The sequence below is a fragment of the Variovorax sp. FG153 genome (genome assembly GCF_057809595.1).
Window position 1 is genome coordinate 191904 of record NZ_JBMDKG010000007.1, and the last position, 14139, is coordinate 206042.

Here is a 14139-nt window from a genome sequence, read left to right on the forward strand (position 1 = left end):
CCGCCACTGAACCCTTGCAGCACCTGTCACTCCCCGCGGGGCGGCTTCCTCGTCTCGAACCGAAGGACGCCGACATGCATGCCGACACCGACATCCCCGCTTCGCTCCGGCGCGAAGCCCTCGACCTGCTGCTGCAACGCCATTCCCCCTGGCCGCTGACCGATCCCGCGCCGCCGCAACGGGAGCTCGACCTCGTCTTCCAGGCCGCGCTGCGCGCGCCCGACCACGGCCAACTGCAACCCTGGCGCTTCATCACCATCCGCGGCGATGCCCGCATCGCGCTCGGCGAGGTGTTCGCTCGAGCCGCGCGGCAACGCGATCCCGAAGAAGACGGCGAGCGCTTCCGCAACAAGGCGATGGCCGCGCCGCTGCTGATCGCGCTCTGCGCGCGCGTGCTGGCGCCGCACAAGATCCCCGAGTCCGAACAGGTGCTCGCGGTCGGCGCCGCCGCGATGAACATGCTCAATGCGTTGCACCTGCTGGGCTATGGCGGCTTCTGGGCCACCGGGCTCAACAGCTACGACCCGAATGTGCGTGGCGCGCTGGGCCTGGGCGAGTCGGACCGGCTGCTGGGCTTCCTCTACGTCGGCACGCCGAAGGAGGCGACGCGCGCGCCCGAGCGCCGTGCGCCCGAGGCCTTCGTGCGCGAATGGACGAGCCCGGCGATCGACGCGGCCCGCTGAAATTTCTTCGCGCGGCAGCCCCGGATCGCGCCGGGCATCTGTACCATTCAGCCCCTCCCACGAATGCCATCCGCCGTGCGGTCCTCGACCGCCACCGCACGTGCCCCCACGCTTGACTGCCGCCATCCGCCACACCCGCCGCCGCGCGCCCACGTCCCCGCACGAGGGCCGACGCGCATGAAGTCCCGCCGCACCGCCCCCGCGCCCGAGCAGTTGCTGCTGCCCGGCATCGACGCACCGCCGCCACCGCTGCGCACGCGTGAGCGCGCCACGCCCGGCCAACGCGCGCCGCGCAAGCCGCCGCCGGCGCACGTGCTGTTCTTCGCGCTCCAGCCGGGCGAAGAAGATGCCGCGCGCATCGCGGCCTGGAGCGCGCAATGGCATGCGGAACGGGACCTCCGCGCCATGCATGTGGAGCCCGACCGGCTGCACGTCACGCTGCATGACCTGGGCGAGCACGACGAGCTGCCGCGCGACAGGGTCGAGCTCGCGATCGCGGCCGCCTCGCGGCTGCACCTGCCGCGCTTCGAGGTGGCGTTCGACGGTGTGATGCGCTTCGCAAAGGGCGCCTGCGTGCTGCTCGGCGGCGACAACGGCGAAGTGGCCGCGCTCGCGGCCTTCAGGCAGCGCCTGGGCGAGGTGCTGGCCGACGCGGGCTTCGCGCCCAAGCGCGCCTTCACGCCGCACCTGACGGTGTCATACCTGCGCGGCGCGATGGAGCCGGCCACGGTCGAGCCGGTGCGCTGGACCGCCGCGAGCTTCGCGCTGATCGACAGCCGGCGCGCCGAGGGCGTGCACGAGGTGCTGGGCCGCTGGGCGCTGCCGGGCTGACGCGCGCGTCAGAAGTTCGCGCGCACGCCCACGGTCAGCAGGCCGGCCTTGGCGTGCTTCGAGACCTTGCCGAAGTAGTCGTAGTCGGCGGTGATCGAGAGATTGCGCGTCACCGCGTACTCGGCACCGAAGCCGGCCATCAGGCCCGTGCCGTTGCCGCCGATGCTCTCGCCGCCGAACAGGCGGTGGCTGTTGCCGGCCGAGACCCGGCCATGCGCCACGCCGAGCCGGCCGTTGAGCGCGAACGACTCGCCCAGCGGCAGCCGGGCGGTGGCGGCCGCGTAGAACACCTGGCCGGTGCCGTTCTCGAGCACCGAGTTCGCGCCGAACACGCTGTAGCTGGTGTTCCATTGCTTCACTCGGCCCAGCCGCGCATAGCCGCCTTCCACGCCGAAGGTGTCGCTGAAGCGGTAGCCGCCATAGAGCTTGAACGCGGTGCCGCTCTTGCTGTTCTTCTCGCCGCCCCAGGGCACGGGCACGCGCGAGGACGAGGGCAGGCTGTAGCTCGAGCGGCCGATGGCGCCGCCCACGTACAGGCGGGTGCCGTCCTTGCCGTAGTCGGCCGCGCCGGCCTGCGTCGACGCGGCGGCGGCCAGCAGCAGGGCGGACAGGAGGACGGCGGTGCGCAGGGGCGAAGTCTTCGGGAGCGAGGCTTGGATGGAATGCATGAAATGCCTGGAAGTGAGATGAAAAAGAAGGGAGCCACAGGCCTCACGCGGTGCGCCGGTGGTTGCATTCATTCTCGAAACCGAGCCTGAAGAAAGGCTGCGCCTCCCCTGAAGGCTTCGTGAAGCCGGTCGCTGCACAAGGCTTCAAGACACGGCGTTCGCCGAGCCATAAGGTCTTGCGTCATCCCTCATGCATTCACGGAGACACGGTTGACTGACATCGAACCCCTCGGATTCATCGGCCTCGGCGTCATGGGCCAGCCCATGGCGCTCAACCTCGCGCGAGCCGGCACGCTGCTGGTCGTGTGGAACCGCTCGCCCGCGCGCGCCGAGCCCCTGCGCGAGGCCGGCGCGCAGGTCGCGGACTCACCCGCGCAGGTGCTGCGCCGCACGCGCATCGCGATCCTCATGCTGGCCCACGGCGAAGCGATCGACGAAGCGCTGGGCCGCGGCACGCCGGCCTTCGCGGACAACGTGGCGGGGCGCACCATCGTCCACATGGGCACCACCTCGGCCGCGTATTCGCAAGCGCTGGCCGACGAGGTCCGTGCCGCGGGCGGGCGCTATGTCGAGGCGCCGGTCTCGGGTTCGCGCAAGCCGGCCGAGGCCGGGCAGCTGGTGGCGATGCTGGCCGGCGACGCGGACGCGGTGGAAGCGCTGCGCCCGCTGCTCAAGCCCATGTGCCACGAGACCGTGGTCTGCGGCCCGGTGCCGCAGGCGCTGCTGATGAAGCTCTCGGTCAACCTGTTCCTGATCACCATGGTCACGGGCCTCGCGGAGGCCTTCCATTTCGCGGACCGCCACGGGCTCGACACGCGCAAGCTGGTGTCGGTGCTCGAGGCCGGGCCGATGGCCAGCGCCGTGTCGCGCGTGAAGGCGCAGAAGCTGCTCGCGCGGGACTTCGAGGTGCAGGCCTCGATCGTCGACGTGCTCAAGAACAACCGGCTGGTGGCCGAGGCGGCGCGCGCGGCCGGCGTGGCCTCGCCGCTGCTCGATGCCTGCCATGCGCTCTATGGCGAGACGCAGGCGCTGGGCCTGGGCGCGCTCGACATGGCGGCCGTGGTGCGCGCGATCGAGGCGCGCACCGATGCGGGCGCGCGCTGATCAGCCCAGCGCCGCGCTCCAGCGCGCGGGCGTGAGGCCGTAGGCCTGCTTGAACTGGCGCGACATGTGGCTCTGGTCGGCGAAGCCGGCCGCGTCGGCCGCATCGGCCAGCGAGCTGCCTCGCCGCAGCAGCCGGCGCACCGCGTCGAGCTGGCGCAGCGTGCGGAAGCGGCTCGGACTGGTGCCGAAGGCCGCGCGGAACTGGCGCGCGAGCGACCAGCGGTCGAGGCCGGAGAGCCGCTCGAGCGCCGCCATGTCTGGGCGTTCGGTCGGCGTGGCGGCGATGTGGTCGCGCACGCGTCCGAGGCCGGCGAGCTCGAGCGAGCCGGGCGCCCGGGGCTGACCCGAGGCGGCATTGGCCAGCAACTGCGCCACCGCGACCGCCAGTTCGGTGCGCAGCACCTCGTCGTCGATCGCGGCATCGAAGTCCCAGATCTCGCGCGCGCCGCCGAGGGCGCGCAGCCGCGCCGCATCGAGCACCGGCTGCGCCACGAAGGGCAGCGGCCTGCCATGCAGCGCGTTCTGCACCAGCGCGGGATCGACGTAAAGGATGCGGTAGCCGAAGCCGTCGTCGGTGCCCGCGCCGCCATCGTGCAGCTCGTCGGGATGCAGCACGTGGCACTGGCCCGGCAGGCACTGCTGCTGCGTGCCGCGGTAGCGAAAGCGTTGCACGCCCGCGAGCGTGATGCCGATCCCGTAGGTGTCGTGGCGGTGCGGCGAGAAGGCCTGGCCGTGCAGGTGGGCCTCGAGGCGTTCGATGCCTTCGGTGCCGGGGGCGATCCGGATGCGGGGGGAGGGCGCCATCGTGATGCGGAAAAGGGCGGTGGCCGTGTTTGTACGCCGAACCCGAAGACCGTGCTCAGTCGCCGTCGGCGAACTGGTCGAACAGCAGGCCGCGCAGCCACTGGTTGCCCGGATCGCGGTGCAGCTTGGCGTGCCAGAACAGGTTGATCGCGATCTGCGGCAGCGCCACCGGGTGCGGTCGCCACACCAGCCCGAAGGGCTCGGCGATGCTCTGCGCGAGCCGCTCGGGCACGGTGGCGATCATGTCGCCCGAACGCAGGATGTGGCCGATGGCCACGAAGTGCGGCACGCGCAGCCGGATGCGCCGCTGGATGCCCTGCGCGGCCATCACGTCGTCGGCCTTGCCGTGGCCGGTGCCCGCGGCCTGCACCAGCACGTGGTCGGCCGCGACGAAGTCCTTGAGCGACACGCTGCGCTTCTTCGCGAGCGGATGGCTGCCGGCGAACAGGCACACGTAGCGCTGGCGGAACAACCGGCGCTGGAACACGCCCGACTTGAGCTGCGGCAGCAGCCCGATCGCCAGGTCGACATGGCCGGCCTCGAGCTCCTCGCGCAGGTTGGTGGCGGTGTTGTTGCGCACGGTGCTGATGGTCACGCCCGGCGCAACCGCGGACAGCGCGGCCATCAGCTTCGGCGTGAAGTAGATCTCGCCGATGTCGGTCATCGCGAGCGCGAAGGCCCGCGTGCTGGTGGCGGGGTCGAACACCACCTGCTGGTTGAGCGCGGTGTGCAGCGCGCCCATCGCATAGGCCACCGGCTCGGCCAGCTGCAGCGCGAAGGGCGTGGGCTCCATGCCGCGCGCGGTGCGCAGGAACAGCTCGTCGCCCAGCAGCTTGCGCAGCCGCGCGAGCGCGTTGCTGATCGCGGGCTGCGACAGGCCCAGCGAGGCGGCCACGGCCGACACGCGCTTCTCGGCCAGCATGCGGTCGAACACCAGCAACAGGTTGAGGTCGATGTCCTTGAGCTGCATGCCGGACCTTTATTCATTTCGATGATGAAGAGGATTCACGGAATTCTATTGGTCAATCGGCGACGGCCGCGCATCATCCGTCCCCGAGACAACCGGCGCACCGCGCCCGCCCACGAGAAGAACATCCGATGGACCTGCACATCCACCCCCTGGCCCGCACGCTCGAGGTCCGCCCCGGCGCGAACCTGCTCGAGGTGCTGCGCGAGCACCATGTGCCGGTGTCGTACAGCTGCATGGCCGGGCGCTGCGGCACCTGCCGCTGCAAGCTGGTGTCGGGCCAGGTGCTCGACGCGGGCCAGGACGCCATCCGTCCCGACGGCCAGGGCGAGCGCTACGTGCTGGCCTGCCAGGCCACCCTGACCGAGAGCTGCGCGATCGAGATCCCCGAGCCCGACGAGGTGGTGGTGCATCCGGCGCGGGTGCTCAAGGCCACGGTCACCGGTATCGACACGCTGACCCACGACATCCGCCGCCTGCGCCTCAAGCCCAACAAGCCGCTCGAGTTCTCGCCCGGCCAGTACGCGCAATTGCAGTTCGCGCCGGGGCTCGCGCGGCCCTACTCGATGGCGGGCCTCGGCCGCGACGACGAACTCGAGTTCCACGTGCGCCGCGTGCCCGGCGGGCGCGTCACCGCGCATGTGTTCGAGCAACTGCGCGTGGGCGACGCGGTGCGCGTCAGCGGTCCGCTGGGCACCGCCTACCTGCGCACGAAGCACCGCGGGCCGATGCTCTGCGCGGCCGGCGGCACCGGGCTGGCGCCGATCCTCTCGATCGTGCGTGGCGCCATCGAGGCCGGGCTCACGCAGCAATCGATCCACCTCTACCTCGGCGTGCGCTCGGGCGCCGACGTCTATGGCCTCGCCGAGCTGCGCGAACTGCAGGCGCTGCATCCGCGCCTGACGGTGCAGGTGGTGGTGGTCGCCGGCCGGGCCGAGGCCGGCCAGCGCCTGGGCCTGATCACCGACGCGATCCGCGCCGACTGGCCCGGCAGCCTCGAGGGCTGGCGCGCCTACCTCTGCGGCTCGCCGCCGATGGTCGAGGCCGTGACGCAACTGGTGCGCGGCCGCGGCCTCGCGCCCGAGCAGATCCATGCCGATGCCTTCTACCTGCAAGGCACCTGAAGAATTGCCTGAAAGACAAGGAGACCCGCGATGACAACGCAAGCCGTGTTCCCCATCGAGCTGCGCTGGGAGAACGAGCAGACCAGCCGCATCCCGTTCAAGGCCTACACCGACGAGGAACTGCACCGGAAGGAGCTGCAGCGCTTCTTCTACGAGAAGCACTGGTGCTACGTCGGCCTCGAGGCCGAGATCCCGAACCCCGGCGACTTCAAGCGCACCGCCATCGGCGAGCGCTCGGTGATCCTGGTGCGCGATATGGAGGGCGAGATCCACGTGGTGGAGAACGTCTGCGCGCACCGCGGCATGCAGTTCTGCCGCGAGCGCCAGGGCAACCGCAAGGACTTCGTCTGCCCCTACCACCAGTGGAACTACTCGCTCAAGGGCGACCTGCAGGGCGTGCCGTTCCGCCGCGGCGTGAAGCAGGACGGCAAGGTCAACGGCGGCATGCCGGGCGACTTCAAGCTCGAGGAGAACGGCCTCAACAAGCTCAAGGTGGCGCGGCGCGGCGGCGTGGTGTTCGCCTCCTTCGACCATGGCATCGAGTCCTTCGAGGACTTCCTCGGCCCCGAGATCCTGCGCTACTTCGACCGGTTGTTCGACGGCCGCCAACTCACCATCCTCGGCTACAGCCGCCAGCGCATCCCGGGCAACTGGAAGCTGATGCAGGAGAACATCAAGGACCCGTACCACCCGGGCCTGCTCCACACCTGGTTCGTGACCTTCGGGCTCTGGCGCGCCGACAACAAGTCGGAGCTCAAGATGGATGCGCGCGGGCGCCACGCCGCGATGATCTCCACGCGCGGCAGCGCGGGCAAGGCCGCGCAGGTGACGCAGGTCTCCAGCTTCAAGGAGAGCATGCAGCTCAAGGACCCGCGCTTCCTCGACATCGTGCCCGAGCCCTGGTGGGGCGGGCCGACCGCGGTGATGATGACGCTGTTCCCGAGCCTGATCCTGCAGCAGCAGGTCAACAGCGTGTCGACGCGCCACATCCAGCCCGTGGGCCACGATGCCTTCGATTTCGTCTGGACCCATTTCGGCTTCGACGACGACAGCGAGGAGATGACGCAGCGCCGCCTGCGCCAGGCCAACCTGTTCGGGCCCGCGGGCTTCGTGTCGGCCGACGACGGCGAGGTGATCGAGTTCTCGCAGCAGGGCTTCGAGCAGAAGCCCTACCACCGCACGCTGGCCGAGCTCGGCGGGCGCGAGGTCGAGAACACCGACCACATGGTGACCGAGACGCTGATCCGCGGCATGTACCGCTACTGGCGCGAAGTGATGGAGGCCGCATGAAGCAGCTCGACCCTGCCGCCTACCTCGAGCTGGCCCGGCTCTATGCGGCCTATGCCCATGCGGTCGATTCGGGCCAGTGGAGCCTGTGGCCGGCCTTCTTCACCGAGCAGTGCAGCTACCGGCTGCAGCCGCGCGAGAACCACGAGCGCGGCCTGCCGCTGGCCACGCTGTCCTTCGAGAGCCGCGGCATGCTCGAGGACCGCGTCTACGGCATCCAGGAGACGCTGTTCCACGACCCCTACTACCAGCGCCACGTGGTCGGGCTGCCGGTGGTGCACGGCGTCGACGACGACGGCACCATCCGCAGCGAGGCCAACTACGCGGTGTTCCGCACCAAGCTCGACGGGCCCTCGACCGTGTTCAACGTGGGCCGCTACATCGACCGCGTGGTGTCCACGCCCGAAGGCCTGAAGTTCGCGTCGCGCCTGTGCGTGTTCGACAGCGAAATGATCCCGAATTCCATCATCTATCCGATCTGAGCCATGCAGGACAAAGAACCCGAGACCCACGGCGCGCCGCTGCGCCGCTTCACCGACCCGGCCTACCGGCCACTGTGCGCCAACCTCGCCGAGGTGCGCGAGAACATCGACGCGCTCGACCGCAAAATCGTCGCGCTGCTGGCCGAGCGCGGCCGCTACGTGAAGGACGCGGCGCGCTTCAAGCGCGATGCCTTCCAGGTCTCGGCGCCCCAGCGCCAGCAGGAAGTGATCGACAAGGTAAGGGCGCTGGCCGAGCAGGAGGGCGCCTATCCCGAGGTGGTGGAGGCCGCCTACCGCGCATTGATCGCGGGCTTCATCGCGCGCGAGCAGCAGGATCACCTGGGCATGGTGGACGTGGAGGCGCGGCCATGAAAACCTTGCTCGTGTTCGCGGCCACGGCCGCCATCGCCATCACGGCCCAGGCCCAGGACTGGCCGCAGCGCCCCGTGCGCGTGATCGTGCCCTTCGCCGCGGGCGCCTCGCCCGACATCCTCGCGCGCATCGTCAACGACAAGCTCGCCGCGCGCATCGGCCAGCCGCTGATCGTGGAGAACAAGCCCGGCGCGGGCGGCAACAGCGGCACCGACCAGGCTTCGAAGGCCGCGCCCGACGGCTACACCTTCCTGCTCTCGGTCAACGCGCCGCTGGTCTACAACACCATCCTCTACAAGAACCTGCCCTACGACCCGTTCAAGGACCTGGTGCCGGTGTCGCTCGCGGCCACCACGCCCAATGTGTGCGCGGTGTCCAACGGCATGAACGTCGACTCGGTCAAGTCCTGGCTCGAGGCGCTGAAGCGCAATCCCGGCCAGTTCAACTTCGCCTCGACCGGCAACGGCTCGATCTCGCACCTGGGCGTGGAACTGGTCAAGCTCAAGACCCGGTCCTTCGCGGTCCACATTCCCTATGCGTCCTCGGGCCAGGCCGTCACCGCGATCATCCAGGGCGACGTGCAGTTCGCCTGCCTGCCGCCGGTGTCGGTGATGCCGCAGGCCAAGGCCGGCCGGCTCAAGGCCATCGCCGTGACCTCGGCCGAGCGCTCGGCGCTGCTGCCCGAGCTGCCGACCCTGCGCGAATCGGGCCTGCCCGACATCCAGGCCGTGCCTTGGTTCGCCTACATGGCACCCAAGGGCACGCCCGATGCGATCGTGCAGCGCATGAGCCGCGAGATCGCCGCGGTGCTCAAGGACCCCGAGGTGCTAAAGCGCCTGCAGACCGCGTACTTCGATCCCGTGGGCAGCACGCCCGAGGCGCTGGCGAAGTTCATGGGCGAGGAACTGCGGCGCTGGAAGCCGGTGATCGAGCGCACGGGCCTCAAGCCCGACTGACAGCCACCCACGCCACGAAGGAAAAGAACATGACCACGATCACCTGGATCGACGCCGCGGCGGTGGACGACGTCCCCGCCGACGACGTGATCGGCATCGACGTGCAGGGCCGCGACATCGCGCTCTATGGCACCGAGGACGGCATCCACGCCACCGACAACATCTGCACCCACGGCCATGCGCGGCTGTGCGACGGCTTCCTCGAGGGCCACGAGATCGAGTGCCCGCTGCACCAGGGCCGCTTCGACGTGCGCAGCGGCAAGGCGATGTGCGCGCCGCTCACCGAGGACCTGCGCAGCTACCCGGTGAAGATCGAGGACGGGCGGGTCTACCTCGCGTTCGAGGCCTGAACGGCGGCGGGCAGTTGGCGCTCGCGGCGCCGGCGCCTGGCCTTCGACGGATGCCACTGGTGCGTCGAGGGCTTGAAGGCCGGCCGCTCGAGCGCCATCGCCTCGAGGAAGCGCGGGCCGAGCTGCAACCGCGGCGTGGCCAGCGAGGGATCGAAGTCGGCCTCGACGCGGCCCACGTCGGGCACGCGCGCATAGCGCAGCACGCGGTAGCCGGCATCGACCAGCAGCGCATCGTGGGCCTCGCGCAGCGCGCGTTCCTTGCGGCCGGCCTTCTCGTCGAGGCCGACCACGGCCACCACCTCGAAGTTGCGGTCGCAGATGACGAAGTCGGCGATCTTGCGGCCGAAGCCGCTGCGCGCGGCGCGGGTGCGCGCGGTGAGCAGGGCGCCGATGCTCACCTGCGGCAGCACCACGAGGTCGGGCAGCGTCTGCACCAGGCGGTGGTACATGGCCTGCTGGCGTTCGTTGAGCGGCGCGCGCGGACGCGGGCGTTCGACGAAACCGCCGCGGCTGTCGTTGCGCTTCTGCGCGATCAGCACGACCAGGAGCAGGGCGAGGGTCGCCAGAACGACCACGAATAGAAATGTATTCATCTGTAACTCTCCTTCAGCGGCGAGTCTCGCACGAGTGAAAGCGAGGGCCTTGGCAAGCCCCTCGAAGCCTCGGACCAGGGCTTGCGCGCGGCCTCTGTTGCGGCTGCATTTCGCGGGCTCTGTATCTGTTCGCGGCGCGCCGGTGCGGCGAAGATGGCGCCTTTTCTTTCAGCTGGAAATTCCGCCCATGACCGCCTCCGCCCATCGCCAACAGACCGCCGACCGCATCGCCGCCGAGCTCGGCCACAGCTTCGAGGGCGAGATCCGCGTCGGCGGCCACTATGCGTCGGCCGTGCGCGACGGCAACACCGTCTACATCAGCGGCCAGGTGCCGCGCGTGGGCACCACGGTGATGGTCACGGGCCGCGCGGGCGATACCGTGTCGCTCGAGCAGGCGCGCGAGGGCGCGCAGATCTGCGCGCTGCGCGCGCTCGCGATCCTGCGCCGCGAGCTCGGCTCGCTCGACGCGGTGCGCCAGGTGCTGCGCGTGGGCGTGTTCGTGCAGGGCAGCGCCGACTTCACGCTGCACAGCGAGGTGGCCGACGCGGCCTCGGACCTGCTGCACGAGGTGTTCGGCGACGCGGGCGTTCATGTACGCACGGCGGTCGGCGTCTATGCGCTGCCGAAGAACGCGACGGTCGAGGTCGAGATGACCGTCGCGGTCGACTGATTCAGCGCAGCAGCAGGTCCGCCACTTCCTGCGCCAGGGTCGCCACGGTGCGCGGCGCGCAACCCTCGGCGTTGTTGCTCACGGTGACGAAGGCGTTCTGCCCGGCCTTCACGGTGCCCGCGATCACGCGCGCCAGCGCCTGGCGCGTCTCGGGATCGGGGTCGACGATCTTGTCGAACGGGCCGTAGAGCTTCTCGGCGTCCTCGTAGCCGTAGCGGCCGTGGCGCCGGTGCAGGTTCCAGCGGCACACCAGCGGGCGCGGCCACAGCGCGCGCAGCATCGGCAGCTGGTCCTCGATCGGCGGCATCTTCGCGTGCAGGCCCAGGCACCAGGTGGCGCCCACGCTGCGCAGCATGGCGGCGAACTCGGGCGTCATGAGCTGCGGGTCGCGCACCTCGACCGCGACCACCGCGTCGGGCGCGGTCGGCGTGAGCGGCGGCAGCGCGGCGATCATCGCGGCGAGGCGCTCGAGCAGCAGCGGCACGTCGGCCAGCACGGGCCGCGGCAGCGGGCTCAGCTGGAACACCAGCGCGCCAATGCGGTGGCCCAGGCCCTGCAGCGCGGGCTCGGCGAACTCGCGCACCGCGAGCTCGGCGCTGAGGAAGGCCGGATTGATCTGCGTGCCGCGGCCGCTCTCGTCGCGCACCGTGGCATCGGTCACCACGCTCGGCGCCTTCACCACGAAGCGGAAGTCGTCGGGCACCATCGCGGCATAGCGCGCGTACTGGCTCGCGGTGAGCGCGCGGTAGAAGTTGCGGTCCAGGCTCACGGTGCGGAACAGCGGATGCTGGCCATAGGCCGCGAGCCCGTTCTTCGACAGCACGGCCTCGGCGTACTCGCCGTCCCACACGAGGCCGGCCCAGCCCGGGTAGTTCCACGACGAGCCGCCGAAGCGCAACTGCGGCGGCAGCTGCAGCGCGAGGTCGACCAGCGCGGGATCGGCCGGCGCCGGCTGCACGGTGCCGCCGCGCGATTTCTTCGGAGCCGGTGCATCGTCCGCGGGCGCGGGCGGCGCCGAAGGGGGAGATCCGGGGAGGTCGGGGAAAAGATGGTCCTGCATTGCACTGATGCCTCGGGCGCGCATTCTCGCCCGGCCGGCGCCTGCCTGCCGGGCACAATCCGCGCCATGAAACAGTGGTTGCGCACCCGCGGCGGATGGTGGCTGGCCTGGCTGGCGCTGTCGGCCATGGGCGCGGTCTGGCTCGCGCGCGCGGAGATCGAGCGGCTGCACCAGGCCTTCGACACCGACGCGCGCATCGCGCACCGCCTGATGAGCCAGCAGGTGGTGCAGTACGACGCGGTGCTGGCCACGCTCGCATTGCTCGAGCCCGCGAGCGGCGGTGGCGCCGACCGTCCAGAGCAGCGGCTGCCCGCCGTGTACTCTTCGATCCTCGGCGTGCAGCGGCGCGCGCGCGGCGAGGCCTGGCCGCCGGGGCCGCAGGCCGAGGCGCTGGCGCGGGCCGAGGCGCGCTCGCGCGAACTGCATCGCGCAGAGTTCGCGGCGCTCGACCTGCCGCACGGGCGCTACCTGCTGGCGATCGGCGCCGACCCGGTGAGCTATGCGCTGGCCATCGACCTCGCGGGCACGGTGCCCTGGCGCGACTGGCCCATGAACCCGCAGCAAAGCCCCGTGCGATTGAGCCTGCAGCGCGATGGCCAGCAACTGGTGCTGCAGCCGGGCCGCATCGGCGAAGGCGGCTGGCGCTTCGACTTCACCAAGGTGCTGGCCTCGCCGAGCCAGCCCTTCGACCTGGTCGCGCAGCGCCAGGTGGGCTGGTCCGAGCTGCCCTGGCGCGCGATCGCGCTGTGGACGCTGGCGATGGCGCTGCTGGTCGCGGGCCTGTGGACCGCAAGGCGCCAGCGCGTGGCGCGCCGCCGCGCGGAAGAACTGCTGCGCCTGGGCCAGGTCGCGCGGCTCAATGCGCTCGGCGAGCTGTCGGCCGGTCTCGCGCACGAACTCAACCAGCCGCTGACGGCCGTGCTCGCCAATGCGCAGGCCGCGCGCCGGCTGCTCGACGAGGAGCCGCCCGACATCGCCACCGCGCGCGGCGCCATGGGCCAGGCGGTCGAACAGGCACGGCGCGCGGCCGGCGTGGTGGGGCGGCTGCGGCGCGTGATCGAGCGGCCCGAGGCCGGCGGCGAGCTGCGCCCGCTGGCGCTGCACGAGGTGGTGCGCGATGCGATGCACCTGCTGGCGCCCGAGTTCGAGCAGCGCGGCGTCGCCGTGCGCTTCGATGCCGCGGCCCAGCCGCCGCTGCGCGTGCTCGGCGAGCCGGTGGCGCTCGAGCAGATCGTGCACAACCTGCTGATGAACGCGCTGCAGGCGCTCGAGGGCGTGCCGGCGGGCGAACGGCGCATCGAGATCGAGCTCGCGCGCCAGGGCGGGGAGGGCACGCTGGCCATCGTCGACAGCGGCCGCGGCATCGCGCCCGAGGCACTGCCGCGCCTGTTCGAACCCTTCTTCAGCACGCGCGAAGGCGGCCTGGGACTGGGCCTGAGCCTCAGCGAGACCCTGGCCAGCGGCATGGGCGGCAGCCTCGAGGCGGCGCATGCATTGCCGCGCGGCGCGCGCTTCACCCTGCGGCTGCGGCTGGAAGAAAGCGCCCGATGAACGTCCAGCCCCAATCCCCGCTGGTGCACCTGATCGACGACGACCAGGCCGTGCGCGAGAGCCTCGCGCTGCTGATCGGCACCGTGGGCCTGCGCGTGCAGACCTGGGCCGATCCGCAGGCCTTCCTCGCGGGCTTCGACCGCACGGGCATCGGCGCGATCGTGCTCGACGTGCGCATGCCCGGCATCGGCGGACTGACCGTGCTCGACCGGCTGGTGGCGCAGGGCGTGGACCAGCCCGTGATCATGCTGACCGGCCATGGCACGGTCGAGATGTGCCGCCGTGCCTTCAAGGCCGGCGCGGCCGAGTTCCTCGAGAAGCCGGTCGACGACGAGCAACTGCTCGAGGCGCTGCAGCAGGCGGTGCGCCAGCACGTGCGCTCGCGCGAGCGTTCGCAGGCCGACCAGGCGGCGCGCGAGCGGGTGGCGCAACTGTCGGAGCGCGAGCGCGAGGTGCTGGCCTTCATCGTCGCCGGCCTCACCAACAAGGAGATCGCGCGCGAGCTCGCGCTGTCGCCGCGCACGGTGGAGACGCATCGCGCGAACCTGTTCGCCAAGCTCGAGAGCGATTCGCTGGCGCAACTGATCCGGCGCTACGCGCTGCTGGTCGATAGCGAGGCTCCGTAGAACTACGGAGC

At 70.9% G+C, this 14139-nt stretch carries 17 protein-coding genes; 12 read left to right on the forward strand and 5 right to left on the reverse strand.

What is annotated here, in order from left to right:
• Window positions 1–74 precede the first annotated feature (74 nt).
• Window positions 75–683, forward strand: coding sequence for a nitroreductase family protein (locus tag ACODT0_RS11325; protein WP_057594940.1), 609 nt, complete (start codon window positions 75–77; stop codon window positions 681–683).
• Between the two features lie 177 nt (window positions 684–860).
• Window positions 861–1514 (forward strand): 2'-5' RNA ligase family protein, encoded by a 654-nt coding sequence (locus ACODT0_RS11330; RefSeq protein ID WP_413763586.1) that lies wholly within the window; start codon window positions 861–863, stop codon window positions 1512–1514.
• An 8-nt stretch (window positions 1515–1522) separates the two neighbouring features.
• On the opposite strand, the gene ACODT0_RS11335 is transcribed toward ACODT0_RS11330, so the two are convergent.
• Window positions 1523–2182, reverse strand: a complete 660-nt coding sequence (locus ACODT0_RS11335; protein WP_413763585.1) for an outer membrane beta-barrel protein — start codon at window positions 2180–2182, stop codon at window positions 1523–1525.
• A gap of 210 nt (window positions 2183–2392) precedes the next feature.
• On the opposite strand from ACODT0_RS11335, the gene ACODT0_RS11340 reads away from it, so the two are divergent.
• Window positions 2393–3286 (forward strand): NAD(P)-dependent oxidoreductase, encoded by an 894-nt coding sequence (locus ACODT0_RS11340; protein WP_489041320.1) that lies wholly within the window; start codon window positions 2393–2395, stop codon window positions 3284–3286.
• On the opposite strand, the gene ACODT0_RS11345 is transcribed toward ACODT0_RS11340, so the two are convergent.
• On the reverse strand, window positions 3287–4090 hold the full coding sequence (locus ACODT0_RS11345; RefSeq protein ID WP_489041321.1) for an AraC family transcriptional regulator: 804 nt from the start codon (window positions 4088–4090) through the stop codon (window positions 3287–3289).
• A gap of 55 nt (window positions 4091–4145) precedes the next feature.
• A complete protein-coding gene (locus tag ACODT0_RS11350; protein WP_093341826.1) occupies window positions 4146–5060 on the reverse strand; it encodes a LysR family transcriptional regulator in 915 nt (304 codons plus the stop codon).
• Between the two features lie 128 nt (window positions 5061–5188).
• On the opposite strand from ACODT0_RS11350, the gene ACODT0_RS11355 reads away from it, so the two are divergent.
• Genes ACODT0_RS11355 through ACODT0_RS11380 form a run of 6 tightly spaced genes read left to right on the forward strand, consistent with a single transcriptional unit; the run spans window position 5189 to window position 9628 of the window.
• Window positions 5189–6181 (forward strand): 2Fe-2S iron-sulfur cluster-binding protein, encoded by a 993-nt coding sequence (locus tag ACODT0_RS11355; RefSeq protein ID WP_489041322.1) that lies wholly within the window; start codon window positions 5189–5191, stop codon window positions 6179–6181.
• Between the two features lie 30 nt (window positions 6182–6211).
• The gene (locus ACODT0_RS11360; RefSeq protein WP_489041323.1) at window positions 6212–7471 is read left to right on the forward strand and encodes an aromatic ring-hydroxylating dioxygenase subunit alpha; all 1260 of its coding nucleotides are present in this window, start codon (window positions 6212–6214) and stop codon (window positions 7469–7471) included.
• The gene (locus ACODT0_RS11365) at window positions 7468–7950 is read left to right on the forward strand and encodes an aromatic-ring-hydroxylating dioxygenase subunit beta (RefSeq protein WP_057594947.1); all 483 of its coding nucleotides are present in this window, start codon (window positions 7468–7470) and stop codon (window positions 7948–7950) included. Before ACODT0_RS11360 ends, ACODT0_RS11365 begins: the two co-directional genes overlap by 4 nt.
• A gap of 3 nt (window positions 7951–7953) precedes the next feature.
• Entirely contained in the window at window positions 7954–8322 is a 369-nt protein-coding gene (locus tag ACODT0_RS11370; RefSeq protein ID WP_057594948.1) for a chorismate mutase, read from the forward strand.
• On the forward strand, window positions 8319–9278 hold the full coding sequence (locus tag ACODT0_RS11375) for a Bug family tripartite tricarboxylate transporter substrate binding protein (protein WP_489041324.1): 960 nt from the start codon (window positions 8319–8321) through the stop codon (window positions 9276–9278). The genes ACODT0_RS11370 and ACODT0_RS11375 overlap by 4 nt, the downstream gene beginning before the upstream one ends.
• Window positions 9279–9307: 29 nt before the next feature.
• A complete protein-coding gene (locus ACODT0_RS11380) occupies window positions 9308–9628 on the forward strand; it encodes a non-heme iron oxygenase ferredoxin subunit (RefSeq protein WP_261205802.1) in 321 nt (106 codons plus the stop codon).
• Here ACODT0_RS11380 and ACODT0_RS11385 read toward each other — a convergent pair.
• A complete protein-coding gene (locus ACODT0_RS11385; RefSeq protein ID WP_489041325.1) occupies window positions 9607–10221 on the reverse strand; it encodes a DUF2726 domain-containing protein in 615 nt (204 codons plus the stop codon). The two genes, ACODT0_RS11380 and ACODT0_RS11385, sit on opposite strands and share 22 nt — an antisense overlap.
• A gap of 187 nt (window positions 10222–10408) precedes the next feature.
• Here ACODT0_RS11385 and ACODT0_RS11390 point away from each other — a divergent pair, with 187 nt between their 5' ends.
• Window positions 10409–10891: a RidA family protein gene (locus tag ACODT0_RS11390; protein WP_489041326.1), complete on the forward strand. Its 483-nt coding sequence runs from the start codon at window positions 10409–10411 to the stop codon at window positions 10889–10891.
• A gap of 1 nt (window position 10892) precedes the next feature.
• On the opposite strand, the gene ACODT0_RS11395 is transcribed toward ACODT0_RS11390, so the two are convergent.
• A complete protein-coding gene (locus ACODT0_RS11395; RefSeq protein ID WP_261205799.1) occupies window positions 10893–11951 on the reverse strand; it encodes a DUF72 domain-containing protein in 1059 nt (352 codons plus the stop codon).
• A 66-nt stretch (window positions 11952–12017) separates the two neighbouring features.
• Between ACODT0_RS11395 and ACODT0_RS11400 the strand changes: the two genes are divergently transcribed.
• Together ACODT0_RS11400 and ACODT0_RS11405 are read left to right on the forward strand one after the other, a co-directional pair.
• Window positions 12018–13502: a sensor histidine kinase gene (locus tag ACODT0_RS11400; protein WP_489041327.1), complete on the forward strand. Its 1485-nt coding sequence runs from the start codon at window positions 12018–12020 to the stop codon at window positions 13500–13502.
• On the forward strand, window positions 13499–14128 hold the full coding sequence (locus ACODT0_RS11405; protein WP_489041328.1) for a response regulator transcription factor: 630 nt from the start codon (window positions 13499–13501) through the stop codon (window positions 14126–14128). Before ACODT0_RS11400 ends, ACODT0_RS11405 begins: the two co-directional genes overlap by 4 nt.
• The last annotated feature ends 11 nt before the right edge of the window (window positions 14129–14139 follow it).

What these genes read in the sequence shown, in the direction of transcription:
- ACODT0_RS11325 (WP_057594940.1), top strand. Translation starts at nt 75, where the DNA reads ATGCATGCCGACACCGACATCCCCGCTTCGCTCCGGCGCGAAGCCCTC.
- ACODT0_RS11355 (WP_489041322.1), top strand. Translation starts at nt 5,189, where the DNA reads ATGGACCTGCACATCCACCCCCTGGCCCGCACGCTCGAGGTCCGCCCC.
- ACODT0_RS11335 (WP_413763585.1), bottom strand. Translation starts at nt 2,182, where the DNA reads ATGCATTCCATCCAAGCCTCGCTCCCGAAGACTTCGCCCCTGCGCACC.
- ACODT0_RS11365 (WP_057594947.1), top strand. Translation starts at nt 7,468, where the DNA reads ATGAAGCAGCTCGACCCTGCCGCCTACCTCGAGCTGGCCCGGCTCTAT.
- ACODT0_RS11395 (WP_261205799.1), bottom strand. Translation starts at nt 11,951, where the DNA reads ATGCAGGACCATCTTTTCCCCGACCTCCCCGGATCTCCCCCTTCGGCG.
- ACODT0_RS11375 (WP_489041324.1), top strand. Translation starts at nt 8,319, where the DNA reads ATGAAAACCTTGCTCGTGTTCGCGGCCACGGCCGCCATCGCCATCACG.
- ACODT0_RS11330 (WP_413763586.1), top strand. Translation starts at nt 861, where the DNA reads ATGAAGTCCCGCCGCACCGCCCCCGCGCCCGAGCAGTTGCTGCTGCCC.
- ACODT0_RS11400 (WP_489041327.1), top strand. Translation starts at nt 12,018, where the DNA reads ATGAAACAGTGGTTGCGCACCCGCGGCGGATGGTGGCTGGCCTGGCTG.
- ACODT0_RS11360 (WP_489041323.1), top strand. Translation starts at nt 6,212, where the DNA reads ATGACAACGCAAGCCGTGTTCCCCATCGAGCTGCGCTGGGAGAACGAG.
- ACODT0_RS11385 (WP_489041325.1), bottom strand. Translation starts at nt 10,221, where the DNA reads ATGAATACATTTCTATTCGTGGTCGTTCTGGCGACCCTCGCCCTGCTC.
- ACODT0_RS11380 (WP_261205802.1), top strand. Translation starts at nt 9,308, where the DNA reads ATGACCACGATCACCTGGATCGACGCCGCGGCGGTGGACGACGTCCCC.
- ACODT0_RS11390 (WP_489041326.1), top strand. Translation starts at nt 10,409, where the DNA reads ATGACCGCCTCCGCCCATCGCCAACAGACCGCCGACCGCATCGCCGCC.
- ACODT0_RS11405 (WP_489041328.1), top strand. Translation starts at nt 13,499, where the DNA reads ATGAACGTCCAGCCCCAATCCCCGCTGGTGCACCTGATCGACGACGAC.
- ACODT0_RS11345 (WP_489041321.1), bottom strand. Translation starts at nt 4,090, where the DNA reads ATGGCGCCCTCCCCCCGCATCCGGATCGCCCCCGGCACCGAAGGCATC.
- ACODT0_RS11370 (WP_057594948.1), top strand. Translation starts at nt 7,954, where the DNA reads ATGCAGGACAAAGAACCCGAGACCCACGGCGCGCCGCTGCGCCGCTTC.
- ACODT0_RS11350 (WP_093341826.1), bottom strand. Translation starts at nt 5,060, where the DNA reads ATGCAGCTCAAGGACATCGACCTCAACCTGTTGCTGGTGTTCGACCGC.